The following is a 21741-nucleotide window of genomic DNA, read 5'->3' as shown; positions in this document are numbered from 1 at the left end:
CCCGCAGGGATGAGGGCCGGGGAAATATCTGCTATTCTGCCCCCCGCACTCAAGAGCCTAATGAGACAGGGCAGCATGCTGAACATTGTACTATTCGAACCAGAGATCCCGCCGAACACCGGCAATATTATCCGCCTGTGCGCCAACACCGGCTTTAGCCTGCATATCATCGAGCCGATGGGCTTCGCATGGGACGATAAGCGCCTGCGTCGGGCCGGGCTGGATTATCACGAGTTTACCGCCGTTCAGCGACATCACGATTATGCGGCTTTTGTCGCAAGCGCCAGCCCGCAGCGCCTGTTTGCGCTCACCACCAAAGGCACGCCCGCCCACAGCGCGGTGAGCTATCAGGACGGTGATTTTTTGCTGTTTGGCCCGGAAACGCGCGGTTTGCCTGCCGATATTCTTGACGCGCTGCCGGCACAGCAGAAAATCCGTATTCCGATGATGCCGGACAGCCGCAGCATGAACCTGTCAAACGCGGTGTCGGTGGTGGTGTATGAGGCCTGGCGCCAGCTGGGATATCCCGGCGCGGTATTGCGTAGTTAAGGCGCTACCCGCGATTTGGGCATTTTCGGCGCAGTCTGGAATGGACTGCGCGCAGCGCGTGAGGACGGCCAGCGCGGCCCGACGCCAGGCCGGCCGCTAAGATTGCCCGATTCTAGATCCCGTCGCCGTACTCAAACGTATGGTGGATGCCGTTAAAGTGCTGATCCATATCCATCGCCGGCTTATCGCTCTCCGGCTTGCCGACGATGCGCGCCGGAACGCCTGCGGCGGTGGTATGCGGCGGAACGGGCTGCAGCACCACGGAGCCGGCGCCGATTTTGGCTCCGCGTCCCACTTCGATATTGCCGAGGATCTTCGCCCCGGCGCCAATCATCACGCCTTCGCGGATTTTCGGATGGCGATCGCCGCTGGTTTTACCGGTGCCGCCGAGGGTGACGGACTGCAGAATAGAGACATCGTTCTCGATCACCGCCGTTTCGCCAACCACAATGCCGGTCGCGTGGTCGAGCATTATTCCCCGGCCAATATTCGCCGCCGGGTGAATATCGACCTGGAAGGAGACGGAAACCTGGTTTTGCAGGAAAATCGCCAGCGCGCGCCGGCCCTGATTCCACAGCCAGTGCCCGATGCGGTAGGCCTGCAGCGCATGAAATCCTTTGAGGTACAGCAGCGGCGTGGAGTATTTATCGACCGCCGGGTCGCGGGTACGCACGGCCTGAATATCACAGGCGGCGGCGGCGATCATTTCCGGGTCGGCGGCATAGGCCTCTTCCACCACTTCACGAATCGCGATGGCGGGCATAATCGGCGAGGCCAGCTTGTTAGCCAGCATATAGCTCAGCGCGCTGCCCAGGTTTTCGTGCTTCAGCAGCGTGGCGTGGTAGAAACTGGCGAGCATCGGCTCACAGTCAGCTAAAGCCCGGGCTTCGGCTTTAATATTATTCCAGACGATATCCAGTTCTTCACACGGCATTGCTGACTCCAGGCGATAGCATAATGACCGGCCAGTTCTACGCTGACCGGGTCATCGAGGTGACAAAGGTTCCTTTAAGGTTAATTGCTGCGCTCGTCCTTGCGTGCGCGACCTAACAAGGTCAATGCTGCCTCGCGCGCAATTTTTCCGCAATACAATACCTGATAAATTTGCTCGGTTATTGGCATTTCTACGCCTAAACGCTGTGCCAGAACGCGGACTTCCTTGGTATTGCGGTAGCCTTCAACCACCTGACCAATCTTATCCTGCGCGCTTTGCACATCCATGCCCTCACCGAGCATCATGCCGAAGCGGCGGTTACGCGATTGGTTGTCGGTACAGGTCAGCACCAAATCTCCCAGACCCGCCATCCCCATAAAGGTTTCCGGATCGGCGCCCAGCGCCGCGCCCAGGCGAGACATCTCGACCAGACCACGGGTAATCAGCGCGGTGCGCGCATTGGCGCCAAAGCCGATACCGTCGGACATCCCGGCCCCAATGGCGATAACGTTTTTCACCGCGCCGCCAAGCTGGACGCCAATGAAGTCCGGATTGATATAGACGCGGAAGCTTTTACCGCAGTGCAGCAGGTGCTGCAGATCGTCCGCAAACTGCGGGTCCGTCGAGGCCAGGGAGATGGCCGTCGGCAGCCCTGCGGCCAGCTCTTTCGCAAAGGTCGGGCCGGAGATCACCGCCAGCGGAATATCATCCCCCAGCGCTTCCCGCGCCACGTCCTGCAGCAGGCGGCCGGTTTCGGCCTCAAGGCCTTTCGTGGCCCAGACCAGGCGCGCGTCGGAACGCATTAGCGGCTTAATCTGACGCAGAACCTGGCCGAAGACGTGGCTCGGGACCACAACCAGGATATCACGACTGGCGGCCAGGGCGGCCGACAGGTCGCTCTCCAGATGCAGCGTGTCAGGGAAGGGAACGTCGGGAAGAAAAGCGGCGTTGCAGCGATCGTTTTGCAGCGTCGCGATGTGCTTAGGGTCATGGCCCCAAAGCACAACGTGATGGCCATTTCTTGCCAGGGTGATGGCAAGAGCGGTGCCGTACGAGCCGGCACCGATCACAGTCATTGCAGCATTAAGTTCGTTCATCAGGCATCCTGATGCTGTTCGGCACCTTCGCCAGCCTGCTGCTGCAGATAGTTCATAAACAGCGCATCGAAGTTCACTGGCGCAAGGTTCAGTTGCGGGAAGGTACCGCGAGAAACCAGGCTGGTGATGCACTCACGCGCATACGGGAACAGGATGTTCGGGCAGTATGCACCGAGGCAATGCGCCATCTGGTTGCCGTCAATGCCTTCGATGGAGAAGATGCCGCCCTGCTGTACTTCGCACAGGAATGCGGTTTCTTCGCCCAGCGCGGCGGTTACGGTCACACGCAGCACCACTTCATAGACGCCTTCAGCCAGCTGGCTGGAAGCGGTATCCAGATCAAGTTTAACCTCTGGCTGCCAGTCTTTCTGGAAAACTTGCGGAGCATTCGGCGCTTCGAAGGAGATATCCTTGGTATAAATACGCTGGATCTGGAAAGTCATTTCGGTGCTGTTTTGTTCTGACATAGTAAAACCCTTTCGTGTTGTCCTTAAATACGCCTACCCGGCCTGGGTGGACGCAAAATTAGCGCAGCAGGGGATCAAGTCCACCACGTGAATCAAGCGCATACAAGTCGTCACAGCCGCCAATGTGCTGTTCATCAATAAAAATCTGCGGAACCGTCGTCCGACCGCTGCGTTGGATCATCTCTTCACGCTTCGTCGCGTTGCCATCGATCGGCAGTTCGTTGAACGTTACGCCTTTGCTGTTCAGCAGCGCTTTAGCACGCACGCAGAACGGGCAGGTCGCTTTGGTATAGATATCAATATTGGCCATGACTTCACTCCTGTTTTTACCCTGGGGATTTTAGGCCGCAAACAAGGCGCTCCCCCAGCGGATAGCCGCAATGAGGGAACCCTGCTACGTCATAAAGGCGTGGGGTAAATTATTTGCCGCGTACCAGCGGAAGGTTTTCGCCACTCCAGCCGGCAATGCCTTCTTTCAGTACAAAGACCTTCTCGAATCCGGCTTTATTCAGCGCGCTCGCAGGCTCTTGTGCCTGCATACCGGAACCGTCTACCACTATAATGGGTTGTGCTTTGTGCTTTTCCAACTCACCAACGTTATTTGCCTTGATATCGCTCGGCAGCAGGTTGAGAGAACCAGCAATGTGGCCTTTACGGAAATCGTCACGCTGACGCAGGTCGACAACCACCGCATCTTCTTTGTTAATCAGACGCGTCGCTTCACCACGGGTAATGACTTTAATTTTCGACGTCAGCCCTTTAAAGGTGGTGAACAGCACCGCACCCAGCAGCGCGATCCACGCGATGCTCAGGACGGGATGACGGCCGACGAATTGCATAATTTCTTGCATGGGGGGTTACAACTCCCGACTAAGTGATAAAAAAACCAGGCAAGGAGTATACCTGTGCATTGCGGCAAATACAGCCAGTGAGCGTTATGTAATGCATTTTCTGCGGCACGCCGCGAAAAAAACTCCCCCTTGCCGCTCCCCTTCGCCCCGGGTGCTCCCTTTCTTTGATCTTTAACGGTGATTTGATCGATTCAGCTGTAGTAAAATTACGCAAATTTTCTGTCTTTGAGCATGAGGTTGTCGCAATGTCGGTTTCTAAAAAACCTATGGTACTGGTCATTCTGGATGGCTATGGCTACCGTGAAGACCAGCAGGATAACGCTATTTATAGCGCAAAAACCCCCGTCATGGACGCGCTGTGGGCGAAACGTCCCCATCTGCTGATTGACGCTTCAGGCCTGGAAGTGGGCCTGCCGGATCGCCAGATGGGCAACTCCGAAGTGGGCCACGTTAACCTTGGCGCCGGTCGTATCGTTTACCAGGACCTGACCCGTCTTGATGTTGAAATCAAAGAGCGGACGTTCTTTGCTAACCCGGTACTGACTGCGGCGGTAGACAAAGCGGTTGCCGCAGGTAAAGCGGTACACATCATGGGCCTGATGTCTCCTGGCGGCGTTCACAGCCACGAAGACCACATCATGGCGATGGTTGAACTGGCGGCAGAGCGCGGCGCGGAAAAAATCTACCTGCACGCGTTCCTCGACGGCCGCGATACTCCGCCGCGCAGTGCGGAAAGCACGCTGGCGAAGTTCGAAGACAAATTTGCCACCCTCGGTAAAGGCCGCGTGGCCTCGATTATCGGTCGCTACTACGCCATGGATCGCGACAACCGCTGGGATCGCGTGGAGCAGGCGTATAACCTGATGACCCTGGCGCAGGGCGAGTTCCAGGCCGATACTGCCGTTGCGGGTCTGCAGGCCGCCTACGCCCGTGATGAAAACGACGAATTCGTCAAAGCCACCGTGATTCGCGCCGCGGGCCAGGCCGATGCGGCAATGGAAGACGGCGACGCGCTGATTTTCATGAACTTCCGCGCCGACCGCGCCCGTGAAATCACCCGCGCCTTCGTGAACGCCGATTTCGACGGCTTTGCGCGTAAAAAAGCGGTTAACCTTGATTTCGTCATGCTGACCGAATACGCCGCTGATATCAAAGTCGCCTGCGCCTACCCGCCGGCTTCGCTCGCGAACACCTTCGGCGAGTGGATAGCGAAAAACGATAAAACGCAGCTGCGTATCTCCGAAACGGAAAAATACGCGCACGTCACCTTCTTCTTTAACGGCGGCGTCGAAGAGCCGTTTAAAGGCGAAGAGCGTATTTTGATCAACTCTCCGAAAGTCGCGACCTACGATCTGCAGCCGGAAATGAGCTCTGCCGAGCTGACTGAAAAACTGGTTGCGGCCATCAAAGGCGGCGAGTACGACACCATTATCTGCAACTATCCAAACGGCGATATGGTCGGCCACACCGGGGTCATGGAAGCGGCGATTAAAGCCGTTGAAACGCTGGATAACTGTGTCGATCAGGTGGTTAACGCGGTCGAAGCCGTCGGCGGCCAGCTGCTGATCACCGCCGATCACGGCAACGCTGAGCAGATGCGCGATCCCTCCACCGGCCAGGCTCATACTGCCCACACCAACCTGCCGGTACCGCTGATCTACGTCGGTGATAAAACCGTGAAAGCAGCCGCAGATGGCAAACTTTCCGATATCGCTCCGACCATGCTGTCGCTGATGGGAATGGAAATCCCGCAAGAGATGACTGGCAAGCCGCTGTTCATCGTGGAATAATCCTTCCCCATGAGGGGAAAGGCGACTTATTCAAATACATGGATCGCAACGACAGTACGATCCGTTCTTTACGCCAGCGCGTTCAGCGCTGGCGTATTGCTGTGCGCCGTACCTGCCCATGCGGACGATCGCGATCAGCTAAAATCCATTCAGGCCGATATTGCCGCTAAACAGCGTGCGATACAGCAGCAGCAGCAGCAGCGCTCTTCCCTGCTCGCTCAGCTAAAGACGCAGGAAGAAGCGATCTCTGCCGCCGCCCGCAAGCTGCGTGAAACCCAGGCCACCCTGACCCAGCTGAACAAGCAGATTGACGAGATGAACGCCTCTATCGCCAAACTGGAGCGCCAGCGCGCCTCGCAGGAGCGCAGCCTGTCCGCCCAGCTGGACGCCGCGTTTCGTCAGGGGCCGCACACCGGCATGCAGATGATCCTCAGCGGCGAAGAGGGCCAGCGCAACCAGCGTATCCAGGCCTACTACGGTTATCTCAACCAGGCCCGCCAGGAGACTATCGCCCAGCTGAAGCAGACGCGTGAAGAGGTCACCGCGCAAAAGGCCGAGCTGGAAGAGAAGCAGAGCCAGCAGCAAACGCTGGTCTACGAGCAGCGCGCGCAGCAGGCTAAGCTTGAGCAGGCGCGCAACGAGCGTAAAAAGACGCTTTCAGGCCTCGAATCCTCTATCCAGCAGGGTCAACAGCAGCTGAGCGAAATGCGGGCCAACGAATCGCGTCTGCGCGGTCGCGTTGCCCAGGCAGAAGCGGCGGCTAAGGCTCGCGCGGAGCGCGAAGCCCGCGAGGCGCAGGCGGTTCGCGATCGCCAGCAGGATGCATCCCGCAAAGGCACCACCTATAAACCATCCGAAAGCGAACGTTCCCTGATGTCCCGCACCGGCGGACTGGGTTCGCCGCGCGGCCAGGCCTACTGGCCGGTTCGCGGCACGCTGCTTCACCGCTATGGCGAACAGCTGCAAGGTGAACTACGTTGGAAGGGGATGGTTATCGCCGCGTCTGAAGGCACCGAGGTCAAAGCGATAGCCGATGGCCGGGTGATCCTCGCCGACTGGCTGCAGGGCTACGGCCTGGTGGTGGTCGTGGAGCACGGTAAAGGCGATATGAGCCTCTACGGCTATAATCAAAGCGCGCTGGTCAGCGTCGGGACTCAGGTCCGCGCAGGCCAGGCGATTGCCCTCGTCGGCAGCAGCGGCGGTCAAGGCCGTCCGTCGCTCTATTTCGAAATTCGTCGCCAGGGTCAGGCGGTCAATCCACAGCCGTGGTTGGGAAGATAAGTTTTGCTTCAATTTCGCAGAATTGCACTCGCGGTAGCCGGTACGCTGGCTTTCGCCGCGCCGGCTTTTGCTGGCAAACTCTCCATTGTTATCGACGACTTTGGCTATCGTCCACAGACGGAAAACCAGGTGCTGGCGCTGCCGGCCACGATCTCCGTCGCCGTATTACCGAATGCACCGCACGCCCGTGAAATGGCGACCAAAGCGCACGGCCTCGGCCATGAGGTGCTCATTCACCTGCCGATGGCGCCGCTCAGCAAGCAACCGCTGGAAAAAGACACCCTGCGTCCGGACATGAGCAGCGCCGAGATCGAGCGCATCATCCGTGAAGCCTACGGCAAAGTGCCGTACGCCGTGGGTCTGAACAACCATATGGGCAGCGCGATGACCTCCAGCCTGTTCGGGATGCAGAAGGTGATGCAGGCGCTGGAGCGCTACAATCTCTACTTCCTCGACAGCGTGACCATTGGCAACACCCAGGCGATGCGAGCCGCACAGGGCACCGGGGTGAAGGTGATTAAGCGCAAGGTGTTCCTCGACGATACGCAAAACGAAGCGGATATCCGCACCCAGTTCAACCGGGCGATCGCCCTGGCGCGGCGTAACGGTTCGGCGATTGCTATCGGCCACCCGCACCCCACCACGGTGCGTGTGCTGCAGCAAATGGTCTATAGCCTGCCGTCGGACATTACCCTCGTGCGCCCGAGCAGCCTGCTAAACGAGCCGCAGGTGGATACCTCCACGCCAAATAGCGCACCGCCGTCGCAGACCGTGCCGCCAACGAAGCCGCGTAACCCGTTCCGCGGCGTGAAATACTGCAAGCCGCAGCGTCCGCCTGAGCCGGTGAACGCCAGCCGGTTCTTTACTATTCTGAGCGAAAGCATTAGTCAGAGCGCACTGGTGCAGTATTACCAGCTGAAATGGCAGGGCTGGGATAATCCGACAAACTAGGGGGAGCGGGAATCCGGGCGCTTTTCGGCCGCAGGTTCCCGTTTATCTCCTTCGGCATACCAGGCTTTAAAATATTTCAGGAAGCTGTACAACGTTGCGTACAGCCCGGTCACGACCCCGACCTTTCCGCTACGCCACGCCCCGCTGAACAGATACCACTTAAAAAACGCGCCAGCCGCGCCGATCGCTCCCCGGCTCAGTGACGGCCTGATCTTCTGGTGTTTAACCAGCCGGGTGGTATAGCTATTGAGCTTATTAAAAACTTCATGCAGCGAGTAGAAGGTATCGTGACGTACGCGGCCGGGCAGCTTGATTGAGCGGCTGTGGCCGACGACGCGATCGTCCACCGGGCGGTCGTTAAAGGCCGCCACGGTACGATTGAACAAGCGAACCGGGTAATCAGGCGATGAAACGGGATAAATGGTTCTGACGGACTCCCCCAGCACGTACCAGTAACGCGGCAGGCGCCACGCGCAGGTCGGATCGATCTCCGGCCCGGCTTTAAGCCTTAGAATGGCGGCGACAACTTCGCTATCGAGGATTTCGTCACTGTCCATACACAGCACCCAGTCATGGCTGACCAGCGCCGTGGCGTAGTTCATCTGCGCTCCGTGGGCGGTATAGGCGTGGTGATGAACCTGCAACCCGAACTGCTGGCAGATATCCAGCGTCGCATCCGTGCTCCCGGAATCAACGACAATACACTCATCCGCCACTTTTAAAAGCGGGGGCAGAACGTCGCGCAGCAGGCGGGCGGAGTCACAGGTTAGCAGGCAGACGGTGAGTTTAGGCATAGCGTTTATAAGGTTAAAACATGGGTAAACAAACTGTATAAACGACCTGGCAAAAAATCGATTTAGAAATAGTGCGTTTGCAATGAAGTATGTTTGAAATGTTATCCACATCCCAATAAAAAAGCGCCCGCAGGCGCTCAGAATATGCGCCAGCAAACGGATTTCCATCTGCTGGCGCGGCGGATAACGGAGGTTTAATCCCAGCTCAGAATCACTTTACCCGACTGGCCGGAGCGCATCGCGTCAAAGCCCTGCTGGAAATCATCAATGCCGAAACGGTGGGTGATAATCGGCGACAGATCTAAACCAGACTGGATCAGGGCCGCCATCTTGTACCAGGTCTCAAACATTTCACGACCGTAAATCCCTTTGATGAACAGCCCCTTAAAGATGACTTTGGTCCAGTCGATGGACATATCGGACGGCGGAATACCCAGCATCGCAATACGGCCACCGTGATTCATGGTGTCCAGCATGGTGCGAAACGCCGGCGGCGCGCCGGACATCTCCAGACCCACATCAAACCCTTCGGTCATGCCGAGCTCGGCCATCACGTCGGCAAGGCTCTCCTGCGCAACGTTAACCGCGCGGGTCACGCCCATCTTGCGCGCCAGGCCCAGACGGTACTCGTTCACGTCGGTGATCACCACGTTGCGCGCGCCGACGTGCTTAGCGACCGCCGCCGCCATGATGCCAATCGGACCGGCGCCGGAAACCAGCACATCTTCGCCGACGAGGTCGAAGGAGAGCGCGGTGTGTACGGCGTTGCCAAAGGGGTCAAAAATCGACGCCAGATCGTCAGAAATGTTGTCCGGAATTTTGAAGGCATTGAAGGCCGGGATCACCAGATATTCGGCAAAACAGCCGGGGCGGTTAACGCCAACCCCAATGGTGTTGCGGCACAGATGCGTGCGCCCGGCGCGGCAGTTACGACAGTGGCCGCAGGTAATATGACCTTCGCCAGAAACGCGATCGCCCAGCTTAAAGCCGCGAACTTCCTGACCGATACCCACCACTTCACCCACGTATTCGTGCCCTACCACCATCGGCACCGGGATGGTCTTCTGCGACCATTCGTCCCAGTTATAGATGTGTACGTCGGTACCGCAAATTGCGGTCTTACGGATTTTAATCAGCAGATCGTTGTGGCCGACTTCCGGTTCCGGTACGTCGGTCATCCAGATGCCTTCTTCCGCTTTCAGTTTGGATAACGCTTTCATCTCACACCCTCAGGCAATGACGCCCAGTTGTTTACCGATGCGGGTAAAGGCTTCCACCGCACGTTCAATTTGTTCAGGGGTATGCGCCGCAGACATCTGGGTGCGAATACGCGCCTGGCCTTTTGGTACCACCGGATAGAAGAAACCGGTGACGTAAATACCTTCTTTTTGCAGCTCGCGCGCAAAATTCTGCGCCACGGTCGCTTCGCCGAGCATCACCGGGATAATGGCGTGATCGGTGCCCGCCAGGGTAAAGCCCGCAGCGGTCATTTTTTCGCGGAACAGGCGCGCGTTGGACCACAGACGGTCGCGCAGCTCGGCGCCGGATTCCACCATCTCCAGCACTTTGATGGAGGCGGCGACGATTGCCGGAGCCAGCGAGTTGGAGAACAGATACGGACGCGAGCGCTGGCGCAGCCACTCAACCACCTCTTTGCGCGCCGCGGTATAGCCGCCGGAGGCGCCGCCCAGCGCTTTACCGAGGGTGCCGGTGATGATATCCACCCGCCCCATCACCTCGCAGTACTCGTGGGAGCCGCGGCCGTTTTCGCCGACAAAGCCGACGGCGTGAGAGTCGTCGACCATGACCAGCGCGTCGTATTTATCCGCGAGGTCGCAGACGCCTCGCAGGTTGGCAATCACGCCGTCCATGGAGAACACGCCGTCGGTGGCGATCAGCACGTGCCGCGCACCGGCCTCACGCGCCTCTTTCAGCCGCGCTTCCAGCTCCTGCATGTCGTTGTTGGCGTAGCGGAAACGCTGCGCTTTACACAGGCGCACGCCGTCGATGATCGACGCGTGGTTCAGGGCGTCGGAGATAATGGCGTCTTCCGCGCCCAGCAGGGTTTCGAACAGGCCGCCGTTGGCGTCAAAGCAGGAGGAGTAGAGAATCGCATCTTCCATGCCGAGGAACTCGGCCAGCTTCTTCTCAAGCGCTTTGTGGCTGTCCTGGGTCCCGCAAATAAAACGCACAGAGGCCATACCGAAGCCGTGACTGTCCATGCCGGCTTTCGCCGCGGCAATCAGCTCCGGGTGGTTGGCGAGGCCGAGATAGTTATTGGCGCAGAAGTTAATCACGCTATTGCCGCCGACGGTAATATCCGCCTGCTGCGCCGATGTGATAATGCGTTCTTCTTTAAACAACCCCTCCGCGCGAGCGGTATCCAGGCTATTGGTTAACTGTTGATAAAAATCACCACGCATTGCAACTCTCCAGATTCGGCAAAATTTGGCACATATTACCCAAAGCTATACGCTGATACGAGATGATGCATGCCTGAATGAATTATTTGCAGCATAAATCACGCACGCCCGGCACCTTTTCTGCGAAGGGCTGAAGCCTGTCTCATGTGGTGATATGATAGAAGCATTCATGTCCGGATTATCTCTGGACTCCATACTTCAAAGGTTACTGTTATGATCATCGTTACCGGCGGCGCAGGGTTTATCGGCAGCAATATCGTCAAGGCCCTGAATGACAAAGGCATTACCGACATTTTGGTCGTAGATAATCTGAAAGATGGCACCAAGTTTGTGAACCTGGTTGACCTGAACATCGCTGATTACATGGATAAAGAAGACTTCCTGATCCAGGTTATGGCGGGCGAAGAGTTCGGCGAAGAAATTGAAGCGGTATTCCATGAAGGCGCCTGCTCCTCCACCACGGAGTGGGACGGCAAGTACATGATGGATAACAACTATCAGTACTCTAAAGAGCTTCTTCACTACTGCCTGGAGCGCGAGATCCCGTTCCTGTACGCCTCTTCCGCAGCCACCTACGGCGGCCGTACCAGCGACTTTATCGAATCCCGCGAATACGAGCAGCCGCTCAACGTCTACGGCTACTCCAAGTTCCTGTTTGACGAATACGTGCGCCAGATCCTGCCGGAAGTCGATTCGCAGATCGTCGGCTTCCGCTATTTCAACGTCTACGGGCCGCGCGAAGGCCATAAAGGCAGCATGGCAAGCGTGGCGTTCCACCTCAATACCCAGCTGAATAATGGCGAAAGTCCGAAACTGTTCGAAGGCAGCGACGGCTTCAAGCGCGACTTCGTCTACGTCGGCGACGTGGCGGCGGTCAACCTGTGGTTCTGGGAGAACGGCGCGTCCGGTATTTTCAATCTCGGCACCGGCCGGGCGGAATCCTTCCAGGCGGTAGCCGACGCCACTCTGGCATTCCACCAGAAGGGCAGCATCGAATATATCCCGTTCCCGGACAAGCTGAAGGGCCGCTACCAGGCGTTTACGCAGGCAGATCTCACCAACCTGCGTGCGGCAGGCTATGATAAGCCTTTCAAAACCGTGGCCGAAGGCGTCACCGAGTACATGCATTGGCTGAACCGCGACAGCGATACAAATTCACAAAATCATTCGGGCAGCTAAGTGAATCTCCGGGAGCTTACAAAAGCAAGTGACCGGAGTGAACGCAGGTAGCCAACGCAGAGACCGTTTGAAGGATGAAGTGAATGAAAATACTGGTGATCGGCCCGTCATGGGTGGGCGACATGATGATGTCGCAAAGTCTCTATCGCACGCTCAAGGCGCGCTATCCCCAGGCAATCATCGACGTGATGGCGCCCGCGTGGTGCCGTCCGCTGCTGTCACGGATGCCGGAAGTCAACGAAGCCATTCCCATGCCGCTCGGCCACGGCGCGCTGGAGATCGGCGAACGGCGCAAGCTCGGGCTCAGCCTGCGCGAACGTCGCTACGATCGCGCCTACGTGCTGCCGAACTCGTTTAAATCGGCGCTGGTTCCTTTCTTCGCCAACATCCCACACCGCACCGGCTGGCGCGGCGAGATGCGCTACGGCCTGCTGAACGACGCCAGAACGCTGGATAAAGACGCGTGGCCGCTGATGGTTGAGCGCTACGTGGCTTTAGCCTACGACAAAGGCGTTATGCGCGGCGCGAAAGATCTGCCTCAGCCCCTGCTCTGGCCGCAGCTGCAGGTGCATGAAGGGGAAAAATCGCAGGTCTGCAACGCCTTCAATATTTCCGCCCATCGCCCCATTATCGGCTTCTGCCCCGGGGCTGAGTTCGGTCCGGCCAAGCGCTGGCCGCACTACCACTATGCCGAACTAGCCAAACGGCTGATCGATGAAGGCTATCAGGTGCTGCTTTTCGGTTCGGCCAAGGACCATGAAGCGGGCAACGATATTCTGGCCGCTCTCAGCACCCAGCAGCAGGCATGGTGTCGTAACCTGGCCGGTGAAACCCAGCTTGAACAGGCGGTGGTACTGATTGCCGCCTGCAAAGCGGTTGTCAGCAACGACTCCGGGCTGATGCACGTCGCCGCCGCGCTCAATCGTCCGCTGGTCGCGCTGTACGGCCCGAGCAGCCCAGACTTTACGCCACCGCTGTCGCATAAGGCGCGGACGATCCGCCTGATCAGCGGCTACCACAAGGTGCGGAAAGGAGATGCGGCTGAAGGATATCATCAGAGCCTGATCGATATTACGCCGCAGCGCGTACTGGAAGAGCTGAACCCGCTGCTGCAGGACGAACCGGAAAAAGAGGAAGCGTAGCGGATGCGGGTATTGATCGTTAAAACCTCGTCCATGGGCGACGTTCTGCACACGCTGCCCGCGCTGACCGACGCCGCGCAGGCCTTTCCCGGGATTCGTTTCGACTGGGTGGTCGAGGAGGGCTTCGCCCAGATCCCCTCCTGGCACCAAAGCGTTGACCGCGTGATTCCGGTGGCCATTCGCCGCTGGCGCAAGGCCTGGTTTTCCGCGCCGGTTAAGGCCGAGCGTAAAGCCTTCCGCCAGGCGCTGCGGGCGGAGAAGTACGACGCAATCATTGACGCCCAGGGTCTGGTGAAAAGCGCCGCCCTGGTCACCCGGCTGGCGCACGGCGTGAAGCACGGTATGGACTGGCAAACTGCCCGCGAGCCGCTGGCCTGCCTGTTCTACAACCGTCGCCACCACATTGCCAGGCAGCAGCACGCCGTTGAGCGTACCCGCGAGCTGTTTGCCAAAAGCCTCGGCTATGCCAAACCAGAGACTCAGGGCGATTACGCGATTGCCCGCCACTTTCTGCGCCAGGAAGAGGCCGGTGCCGCGCCGTACCTGGTCTTCCTGCACGCCACCACCCGCGATGATAAACACTGGCCGGAAGAGAACTGGCAGGCGCTTATCGCGCTGCTGGCCGACAGCGGCCTGCGGATTAAGCTGCCGTGGGGCGCGCCGCACGAAGAGGCGCGGGCCGGGCGGCTGGCGCAGGGGCACGATTTCGTCGAGGTGCTGCCGCGCATGAGCCTGGAGCAGGTCGCCCAGGTTCTGGCCGGCGCCCGCGGCGTGGTTTCCGTCGATACCGGCCTGAGTCATTTAACCGCCGCGCTCGATAAGCCTAATTTTACCCTCTACGGCCCGACCGATCCGGGTCTTATCGGCGGCTATGGGCAAAACCAGTACGTCGTGCGTCCGGAAAACGGCAGCAGCACGGGGGATATTAGCGCCTCACGGGTTCTGCAATTGTTGACCTCCCAGGGACTGGCCTGATGGGCTCATTGTTTAAGCAAATCTATCGCTACACGCATCCGCGTGCCTTTCGCCATAATGAAAACCTGTGGCCGTGGGCAAAGATAACCCGCGCAGCGTCGGGTGAGATTTGTTCACTAATTTACAAAGGCAAAACGGTACCGCTGTGCAGCCTGAGCGAGCTGAAAAATAGCTTTTCCGGACCACTGCTACTGACCGCCACGGGGCCATCGGTTAAAGATATTGATTTTTCCGTTACCCCTCGTACCGTACCGGTAATGGGCGTGAATGGTGCCTTCTCACTGGAAGGAAAACTCAGTTTCTCCTTATACCTTATCGTGGATATGGAATTTTTCGACCGCAAGCCGGACATCATTTCCGCTATTGTCAGCAATCCGCAGATTCTATTTTTCACAACCGCCCACGGTATTGCCAAAATTATCGATCGCACAGGCATGGAGAATATCCGCTGCCGACTGGCGCTGATTGAAGATGCCTGCTACAAAATTTATCAACCTCGGGTAGTCAGCAAAGATATTCGCGCCCGGTTTACCGACTTTGACACGGTAATATTGCACGAGCGTATTGATAACATTGCTTTTTCTATCGATATTCGTCAAGGGATATTCGATGCAGGCACCGTAGCCTACTGGGCGCTGCAAATTATTGCCTACCTTGGGTTTGATAAAGTTATCATCGCTGGTCTGGATATGAATAATTTCAATCGGCCACGATTTTATGAAAATGATGCAAATAAGCTGCCTTCTTATCTCGAAAGCAAGGTTACTGCGCTGATTTTCCCTGCGCTTGCACTGGCCAGCCGCTATATGCAAAGCTCCGGAATCAACATTATCAATACCTCAATAAATAGCGCGGTTCCTGTCGATATATTCAGTAAAGTGCCGTTCAGCCAAATTGTGAAAGAAGTGACCGAACAGGCCACCTCTTTCACCTGATCATGCTCGCGCTTGTTTGGCTCCCGATAGGCCCGCGAAAATAATGAGACCGGTGATGAGCATGACAATAAATCGGTCATGAATAAAAAGCGAATCCACCGAGCCGAACAAGATAACCGGCGCACATAAAAAAGCGGTGCCGCACGACAATATCCCTTTTCTACGAACATAGAAAACCATTGCCGTGTACAGGCACAGTAAGATGATTCCACCGATAACGCCTTGTAATGACATCGTCTCAATGAGGTCGTTGTGCAAATGGTAAACCATGTTACGCATTCCCTCCGGATTACCATGCTCTTTCTCTTGCATTAACTGCGACAGAATTTCATAGCGGTCCTGAGAGCTGACCCCTGAAGGATGGTGGTATATCTCATAGACCCCCGTATGCCACATACTTAATCTGGCACCCAGCGAGGTATTGTTATCGTTTTGATATTCAGACAGTTCGCTAACGGCCGCCACCGCCCGCACCTTGATGGTCGGAAAAGCAAACTCAATCATCACCAGTGAGGCTAATAAAGACGCCACACACAGCGCTATAAATTTTGCCCTGGACAGCATTTTGCTTTTCAGCAAACAATATAACAAAATTGCCGGGTAAAAAATTAACACTGACCGGGTTTGCGTCAAAAATATAATCCATAACGATAAAACAACAACTGTAATAATTATCGGAGCACGGTAGCGAATTTTCACACATGATAAAGCGTAAAGCGTAATCATGGTATAGAACGCATAAATATAGGCACTTAACGTTGCTGAACTATCTATTCTCAGACGATCATCAGAAATAAAGAAGTGGAAATGCAGTGCATATAATGTTAAATAGGCGAAACCTAATAGCAGCATGTAGTTAATAAACTGCCCTGGATACGGTTTAATTAGGCGTAGCACTGCTGAAATCAGCAGCATCACTACTGAACCAATAATCAAATAGGCACCCGTTCGTGCATAGCTAAGATCAGCCATATAAACTTCGGTAGCATTAGCAGGGAATCTATATGTCCACAGCAACTGTGAAACTCCCATCAAAAAAAGAGTAGCTGCCAGCACAACTTCTTCAGTTTTGAAACGCAGTGCTTTAAAGTTTATTGCTGCATAACTAACGGTAATCATTGAGGAAAGGTAAAAAAGGTTTCTCCCCATTATTTTTTCTGGGGTTACTACCGCGCAAGATAATATTGCCGCCAGCAATATTATTAACGGAAACTTATCTCTGATCATGTCTGATTAGCTTTTCACAAATGGGGGTACCCATACTTCACCGCAATCCCACGGTCTTGGTTTTCCATGGAAGCATACAATTCGAGTTCCGACAGGCACGGAACCGTTTCCGATCGCATGCTCATTTTTCTTCTTACTAATGACATGCTTTTTATAGCTGACAATTTGTCCAGGCAATATTTCCTGCCAGATCGACGCTTGAGGATATATTTTACTAATAAACTCCTGATCCCCACCGCTCTGATAACGCGTCATAAACAACTGTGGATAGCGTCTGAAAGCTTCCCATACTTTAAATTTCTCTTCATGCGGGATACGCATTATTGCCGAGTTTTTAGTTTTCTGCGGAAAGAAGAAATCGCTTAACATAGTCAGGCGGGTATTTTGCAAAATATCCGTAATGTCACCTACGACAACCACATCTAAATCTATATAGAAAATATCATCGTCGACTTTTTGCGGATCAAATATTTCAATTTTTGACCACCAGCCGGGAAGATTTTCAGTCAGTTTAATCGTCTGAACGCCCGGAATGATGAGGTCAGTAAAGCAAATCTTCTCGATATTATCCGGTAATTGCTTATACAACCACTGAACATGATCATGATTATAATCACCACCAGAACGCAATACCGTTACTATCTTCATGAATACCTCAGAAAATGAAAACACACCGTACAGAAAGAACCCGAAAGCTCAATATATAAACGCGGATAATGTTACACCAGAAAGGTCAGATATCTCTATGATACCTGACCTTTTTAGGTAGGATTTCTCCGGAAGGCAGAGTACTCCGCCAACGTCATCCCTTTGACCTGCGGCGCCAGCCAGCTGAAGAAGCTTTCGAGATCCGCATACAAACGTTCGATATCCTGCTCGTTTTTAAACGTCGGGCTGCCGCCGGGCATGTACTCAGAAGAGTGGAGCATATATTCGACGTAGTCATTACCCTGAGTCAACGTCTGTTCGACGACCTTTTTCATCGTCTCAACGTTACCGCCCATCGGCCGCAGCCAGTGAACCGACGGCGAGCGCACCTTGCCGCGCAGGCGGTCATAGCCCTGCTTAATGCCGTTCATCAGAGCGCTGTGTTTGTACTGGATGCTCATCGGCACCTCCAGCAGCGAAGAACGCCCTTCCCGGCTGATATCGTTCTCGTCGAGGAAATAGGCGTGCTGCGGGAAGCGGCGATAATCGGTGCCGCCATCGCCCTGCGGGGCGCCTTTCGCCGTTTTCCAGTTGACCCGCGGCGTCACCGAGCAGTCGACCTGATAGCCATGCTCCACCAGCAGGCGCGCATAGCGCTCATCAAACGCCCAGCGTCCGGCGCGATGGCTGACCATTTTGGTCTGGAAGGTCTCTTCCAGCAGATGGGTCATATAAGCGACTTTTTCACGCATCGCCGCATCGCTGTATTCGATAAGATAGGGCTTATGTCGCCAGTCATCGGCGGTCAGCGGGTCGGTCGGCGGGCTGTTCCAGGCATGCAGGTGCATGCCGATTTCGGCGGTGCCGCGGGCAATCACATCTTTGGCGAATTCGATATAGAATGGATCTATCGCCATCTCGTAGTTGGTTAAATAGACCGGCTTAAAGCCATACTTTTCGCAAAGCTGCTGAAAACGCGGTAAATAACGCGCATTCTCGGTGGTAATACTGTCATGTTTTTGCCAGAGGTTATCACCCTCGGTATCAATCGTGATGAGAAATGCGGGATTGTGCACGAAAACGTCCTCAGACCATACGTATCGGGTCATGGTAGAGCAAGACAACGCTTCTCTCAATCTATCTGATCCCCTAGAATCGGAACCCTGATACTGAATGAAGAACAGAGAATGACGCCTGAAACCCGCTCTCCCGGTCCCGTGAACCCGGCGCGCATCCTGGTCATCAAGCTGCGCCATCATGGCGATATGCTGCTGATCACGCCGCTCGTTCACGTCCTCAAACGGCAGTATCCCGCGGCCAGCGTTGATGTGCTGCTTTATGAAGAGACCCGGGATATGCTCGCGGCGAACGCGGATATTAACCAGATTTACGCGATTGACCGCCGCTGGAAAAAACAGGGAACCGTCCATCAGCTCAAAATGGAGCTGCGGCTGATCCGCACGCTTCGCCAGCAGCGCTACGATCTGGTGCTCAACCTTGCCGATCAGTGGCCCAGCGCCATTATTACCCGCTTAACCGGCGCCGCCACGCGCATCGGCTTTGATTTCCCGAAACGCCGCCATACGGCCTGGCGCTTCTGCCATACCGCCCTGGCCTCCACCCAGCAACATCAAAACCTGCATACGGTGCGGCAGAACCTCTCCATTCTGGCTCCCCTCGGGCTGGCCGTTAATGACGCCCCGGCGCGCATGGGCTACAGCGAACAGGACTGGGACAGCAGCCGAGCGCTGCTGCCGGAGGGGTTTGAGGATAACTATATCGTCATTCAGCCCACCTCCCGCTGGTTCTTTAAATGCTGGCGGGAAGAGCGGATGAGCACGCTGATTAACGCGCTCTCCGCGGCGGGACATGCCGTGGTGCTAACGTCGGGGCCCGACGCGAAAGAGAAGCGCATGGTGGAGACCATTATCGCCGGCTGCCCGGACGCCCGCCTGCACTCCCTTGCCGGCCAGCTGACCCTGCGCCAGCTGGCGGCGGTCATCGGCCACGCCCGCTTATTTATCGGCGTTGATTCCGTACCCATGCATATGGCTGCCGCCCTCGGCACGCCGCTGGTCGCGCTGTTCGGCCCATCAAAGCTAACCTTCTGGAGCCCGTGGCAGGCGAAGGGCGAAGTCATCTGGGCCGGAGACTTTGGTCCTCTGCCCGACCCTGACGACATTGATACCGGTACAGAAGAACGCTATCTCGATTTAATTCCCGCCGACGTCGTTATTGCGGCGGCAAAAAAGGTGCTGGCATGAGCAAATTCAGGCTCGCCCTGGTGCGTCAGAAATATCGCCCCGACGGCGGTGCGGAGCGTTTCGTTTCCCGCGCGCTGGAGGCCCTCGATAGCAGTAATCTTGAACTGAACGTCATTACCCGCGAATGGCAGGGGCCGGTGAAGCCCGAGTGGAATATTCGCATCTGCAACCCGCGCAAATGGGGACGCATCAGCCGTGAACGCGGCTTTGCCGACGCCGCGCGCCGGCTGTGGCAGGCCGAAAACTTCGACCTGGTTCAGAGCCATGAGCGCATCCCGGGTTGCGATTTGTATCGCGCCGGCGACGGCGTGCATCGCCGCTGGCTGCAGCAGCGCTCGCGCATACTGCCCGGCTGGAAAAGCCGCCTGCTGTTTGCCGATCGCTACCACCGCTACGTCATGCGGGCCGAATGCGAGATGTATCACGACCCGCACCTGCGCGGGGTCATCTGCAACGCGGAGATGATTAAACAGGAAATTATTGAAGACTTCGGCCTACCGGCGGAGAAGATCCGCGTTATCTATAATGCGATTGATAACCAGCGCTTCCTGCCGCCAACGGAAGAAGCCTTTATCGCGCTGCGTGACCAATGGAACCTGCCGCGCCAGGCAACCTGCCTGATCTACGTGGGCTCCGGCTTTGAACGCAAGGGGCTGGAGGCGGCGATTCGCGCCATCGCCCCCACCGATCGCTATCTGCTGGTCGTGGGCAAAGACAAAGAACAGAGCCGCTATCAGGCGCTGGCTAAAACGCTGAACTGCGCAGAGCGGGTACGCTTCTTCGGCATGCAGTCAGAGACCCTGCCCTTCTACCAGATGGCCGACGGGCTGCTGCTGCCTACGCTGTACGATCCGTTCCCTAACGTTATCCTTGAAGCGATGGCCTGCGGCCTGCCGACGATCACCACCACCGGCTGCGGCGGATCGGAGTTTATTATTCAGGGCCGCAACGGTTTTGTTTGCGACGCGCTGGATATTTCGGCGCTGCAGCAGGCGGTAGCCGCGCTCCCCGCCCGCGCCTTAGGTTCAGCGGAAGGCATCCGGGCGCGCGAACGCATTATGACCTGCACCAGCGAGCGGCTATCGGCGCAGCTGCTCTCTTTCTATCAGGACCTGGTAAAATAGCTATGCGCATACTGTTTGTCATCGACGGCCTGCCCGGCGGCGGAGCGGAAAAAGTGGTGCTCACGCTGGCGGAACATTTTTTGCGCCAGGGAGAGCGCGTCTCGCTGTTTTCACTGCGCGACGTTTGCGACTACCCGCTGCCGGAAGGGCTGGATTACCGGGTGATTACTGACCGCTGCCGAAAACCGTGGCGCAAGCTGACCGAGCTGTCGCGCCGTGCGGGCCAGCTTGACGCGGCCATCGCCGAGTCTGAGCAGCAGGGCAGTTTCGATCTGGTGCTCTCCAATCTGCACAAAACCGACCGCATCGTCGCCCGCAGCCGCGCGCTCGCGCAGCGTAACGTCTGGTTCTGCCTGCACGGCGTCTTCTCTACGTCGTATCTCGGCCACCGCACCGGCTTTGACCGCTGGATGAAACAGCAGAAAATCAAACGCGTCTATCAGGGACGCAATGTGGTAACCGTCTCCGATGCGGTCGGGGAGGATCTGGTCAGGCAGTTCGCCATTCGCCCGGCGCAGCTGAAAACGATTTATAACCCGTTCGATATTGCCGCCCTGCGGGCCGGCGCGGAGATGCCGGGCGAGCAGCCAACCGGCGACTATATTATCCACGTCGGGCGTTTCCACCCCGGGAAGCGCCACGATCGGCTGATTGAAGCCTATGCCCAAAGCGGTATCCAGGCGCCGCTGGTTCTGCTGGGACAGGGCAAGCCGGAGCAGGAACAGCGCCTGCGCCAGCTGGCAGAGCGGCTACAGGTCGGCGATCGCGTGCTGTTTAAAGGCTTTCAGAAAAACCCGCTGCCGTGGATTAAACACGCGAAGATGCTGGTGCTCAGCTCGGATAGCGAAGGCTTTGGCAACGTGATCGTGGAGGCGCTGCTGCTGAATACGCCGGTTGCCAGCACCCGCTGCCCGGGCGGGGTAACGGAGATTCTCACCGGCGAATTAGCCCGCGGCCTGGCCGAGCTCGACGGCCCGGCGCTGGCTCAGACGATGCAAAGCATTTACCATAACCCGCCTGTCATCGAACAATCCGCGCTGGAAAAGTTCAGCGTCGATACGATTTGTCAGCAGTACCGTCAGCTGCGCCGCGCCTGACGCCGTTATTTAA

The 21741-nt window shown here is 56.7% G+C and carries 22 protein-coding genes; 11 read left to right on the top strand and 11 right to left on the bottom strand.

Features of this window, described 5'->3' with window-relative positions:
- Positions 1–75: 75 nt before the first annotated feature.
- Positions 76–549: a tRNA (uridine(34)/cytosine(34)/5-carboxymethylaminomethyluridine(34)-2'-O)-methyltransferase TrmL gene (trmL, locus tag NWP14_RS16250; protein ID WP_095102683.1), complete on the top strand. Its 474-nt coding sequence runs from the start codon at positions 76–78 to the stop codon at positions 547–549.
- Between the two features lie 112 nt (positions 550–661).
- On the opposite strand, the gene cysE is transcribed toward trmL, so the two are convergent.
- The 5 genes from cysE to NWP14_RS16225 all read right to left on the bottom strand — a co-directional run bounded on the left by cysE (position 662) and on the right by NWP14_RS16225 (position 3898).
- Complete coding sequence (gene cysE, locus NWP14_RS16245) at positions 662–1483, bottom strand: serine O-acetyltransferase (RefSeq protein WP_041143199.1); 822 nt, start codon at positions 1481–1483, stop codon at positions 662–664.
- Between the two features lie 80 nt (positions 1484–1563).
- The gene (gene gpsA / locus NWP14_RS16240; protein WP_095102680.1) at positions 1564–2580 is read right to left on the bottom strand and encodes an NAD(P)H-dependent glycerol-3-phosphate dehydrogenase; all 1017 of its coding nucleotides are present in this window, start codon (positions 2578–2580) and stop codon (positions 1564–1566) included.
- Complete coding sequence (gene secB, locus NWP14_RS16235; RefSeq protein ID WP_041143201.1) at positions 2580–3047, bottom strand: protein-export chaperone SecB; 468 nt, start codon at positions 3045–3047, stop codon at positions 2580–2582. Before secB ends, gpsA begins: the two co-directional genes overlap by 1 nt.
- 58 nt (positions 3048–3105) lie before the next feature.
- Positions 3106–3357 carry a glutaredoxin 3 gene (gene grxC, locus NWP14_RS16230; RefSeq protein ID WP_041143202.1) on the bottom strand — a complete coding sequence of 84 codons (252 nt, stop codon included), beginning with the start codon at positions 3355–3357 and terminating at the stop codon, positions 3106–3108.
- A 109-nt stretch (positions 3358–3466) separates the two neighbouring features.
- On the bottom strand, positions 3467–3898 hold the full coding sequence (locus NWP14_RS16225) for a rhodanese-like domain-containing protein (protein WP_095102677.1): 432 nt from the start codon (positions 3896–3898) through the stop codon (positions 3467–3469).
- Positions 3899–4143: 245 nt separating this feature from the next.
- Between NWP14_RS16225 and gpmM the strand changes: the two genes are divergently transcribed.
- From gpmM to NWP14_RS16210, 3 genes are read left to right on the top strand one after another with little or no spacing between them, the layout of a single operon-like run.
- Positions 4144–5688 carry a 2,3-bisphosphoglycerate-independent phosphoglycerate mutase gene (gene gpmM / locus NWP14_RS16220; RefSeq protein WP_375215662.1) on the top strand — a complete coding sequence of 515 codons (1545 nt, stop codon included), beginning with the start codon at positions 4144–4146 and terminating at the stop codon, positions 5686–5688.
- A gap of 9 nt (positions 5689–5697) precedes the next feature.
- Entirely contained in the window at positions 5698–6969 is a 1272-nt protein-coding gene (envC, locus tag NWP14_RS16215; protein WP_375215661.1) for a murein hydrolase activator EnvC, read from the top strand.
- A 3-nt stretch (positions 6970–6972) separates the two neighbouring features.
- On the top strand, positions 6973–7920 hold the full coding sequence (locus NWP14_RS16210; RefSeq protein ID WP_095102671.1) for a divergent polysaccharide deacetylase family protein: 948 nt from the start codon (positions 6973–6975) through the stop codon (positions 7918–7920).
- Here NWP14_RS16210 and NWP14_RS16205 read toward each other — a convergent pair.
- The 3 genes from NWP14_RS16205 to kbl form a co-directional block, all read right to left on the bottom strand.
- Positions 7917–8714, bottom strand: a complete 798-nt coding sequence (locus tag NWP14_RS16205; protein WP_375215660.1) for a glycosyltransferase family 2 protein — start codon at positions 8712–8714, stop codon at positions 7917–7919. The genes NWP14_RS16210 and NWP14_RS16205 overlap by 4 nt on opposite strands.
- Positions 8715–8908: 194 nt before the next feature.
- Complete coding sequence (gene tdh / locus NWP14_RS16200; protein ID WP_041143208.1) at positions 8909–9934, bottom strand: L-threonine 3-dehydrogenase; 1026 nt, start codon at positions 9932–9934, stop codon at positions 8909–8911.
- A 9-nt stretch (positions 9935–9943) separates the two neighbouring features.
- Positions 9944–11137 (bottom strand): glycine C-acetyltransferase, encoded by a 1194-nt coding sequence (gene kbl, locus NWP14_RS16195; RefSeq protein WP_375215659.1) that lies wholly within the window; start codon positions 11135–11137, stop codon positions 9944–9946.
- A gap of 213 nt (positions 11138–11350) precedes the next feature.
- On the opposite strand from kbl, the gene rfaD reads away from it, so the two are divergent.
- From rfaD to NWP14_RS16175, 4 genes are all read left to right on the top strand, one after another.
- On the top strand, positions 11351–12316 hold the full coding sequence (gene rfaD / locus NWP14_RS16190) for an ADP-glyceromanno-heptose 6-epimerase (RefSeq protein ID WP_095102665.1): 966 nt from the start codon (positions 11351–11353) through the stop codon (positions 12314–12316).
- An 83-nt stretch (positions 12317–12399) separates the two neighbouring features.
- On the top strand, positions 12400–13458 hold the full coding sequence (rfaF, locus tag NWP14_RS16185; RefSeq protein ID WP_375215658.1) for an ADP-heptose--LPS heptosyltransferase RfaF: 1059 nt from the start codon (positions 12400–12402) through the stop codon (positions 13456–13458).
- A gap of 3 nt (positions 13459–13461) precedes the next feature.
- Positions 13462–14433, top strand: coding sequence for a lipopolysaccharide heptosyltransferase RfaC (rfaC, locus tag NWP14_RS16180; RefSeq protein WP_331835063.1), 972 nt, complete (start codon positions 13462–13464; stop codon positions 14431–14433).
- Positions 14433–15368 carry a sugar glycosyltransferase gene (locus tag NWP14_RS16175; protein WP_095102657.1) on the top strand — a complete coding sequence of 312 codons (936 nt, stop codon included), beginning with the start codon at positions 14433–14435 and terminating at the stop codon, positions 15366–15368. The genes rfaC and NWP14_RS16175 overlap by 1 nt, the downstream gene beginning before the upstream one ends.
- Here the strand turns inward: NWP14_RS16175 and NWP14_RS16170 are convergent, their stop codons facing one another.
- The 3 genes from NWP14_RS16170 to NWP14_RS16160 form a co-directional block, all read right to left on the bottom strand.
- Complete coding sequence (locus tag NWP14_RS16170) at positions 15369–16595, bottom strand: O-antigen ligase family protein (protein ID WP_375215657.1); 1227 nt, start codon at positions 16593–16595, stop codon at positions 15369–15371. It abuts the gene before it with no gap.
- Between the two features lie 6 nt (positions 16596–16601).
- Positions 16602–17243, bottom strand: a complete 642-nt coding sequence (locus tag NWP14_RS16165; protein ID WP_375215656.1) for a hypothetical protein — start codon at positions 17241–17243, stop codon at positions 16602–16604.
- A 113-nt stretch (positions 17244–17356) separates the two neighbouring features.
- Positions 17357–18319, bottom strand: a complete 963-nt coding sequence (locus NWP14_RS16160) for a polysaccharide deacetylase family protein (RefSeq protein WP_095102651.1) — start codon at positions 18317–18319, stop codon at positions 17357–17359.
- A 111-nt stretch (positions 18320–18430) separates the two neighbouring features.
- Between NWP14_RS16160 and rfaQ the strand changes: the two genes are divergently transcribed.
- From rfaQ to NWP14_RS16145, 3 genes are read left to right on the top strand one after another with little or no spacing between them, the layout of a single operon-like run.
- Positions 18431–19507: a putative lipopolysaccharide heptosyltransferase III gene (rfaQ, locus tag NWP14_RS16155; RefSeq protein WP_375215655.1), complete on the top strand. Its 1077-nt coding sequence runs from the start codon at positions 18431–18433 to the stop codon at positions 19505–19507.
- A complete protein-coding gene (locus tag NWP14_RS16150) occupies positions 19504–20631 on the top strand; it encodes a glycosyltransferase family 4 protein (RefSeq protein WP_375215654.1) in 1128 nt (375 codons plus the stop codon). Before rfaQ ends, NWP14_RS16150 begins: the two co-directional genes overlap by 4 nt.
- A 2-nt stretch (positions 20632–20633) precedes the next feature.
- A complete protein-coding gene (locus tag NWP14_RS16145; protein WP_095102644.1) occupies positions 20634–21728 on the top strand; it encodes a glycosyltransferase in 1095 nt (364 codons plus the stop codon).
- Positions 21729–21741: the final 13 nt, after the last annotated feature.

Source organism: Klebsiella sp. C349492 (assembly GCF_042055345.1).
GTDB classification, from domain to species: domain Bacteria; phylum Pseudomonadota; class Gammaproteobacteria; order Enterobacterales; family Enterobacteriaceae; genus Klebsiella; species Klebsiella scottii.
Note: the sequence above shows the minus strand (reverse complement) of the source record. Positions and strands in the feature narration are given on the sequence as shown.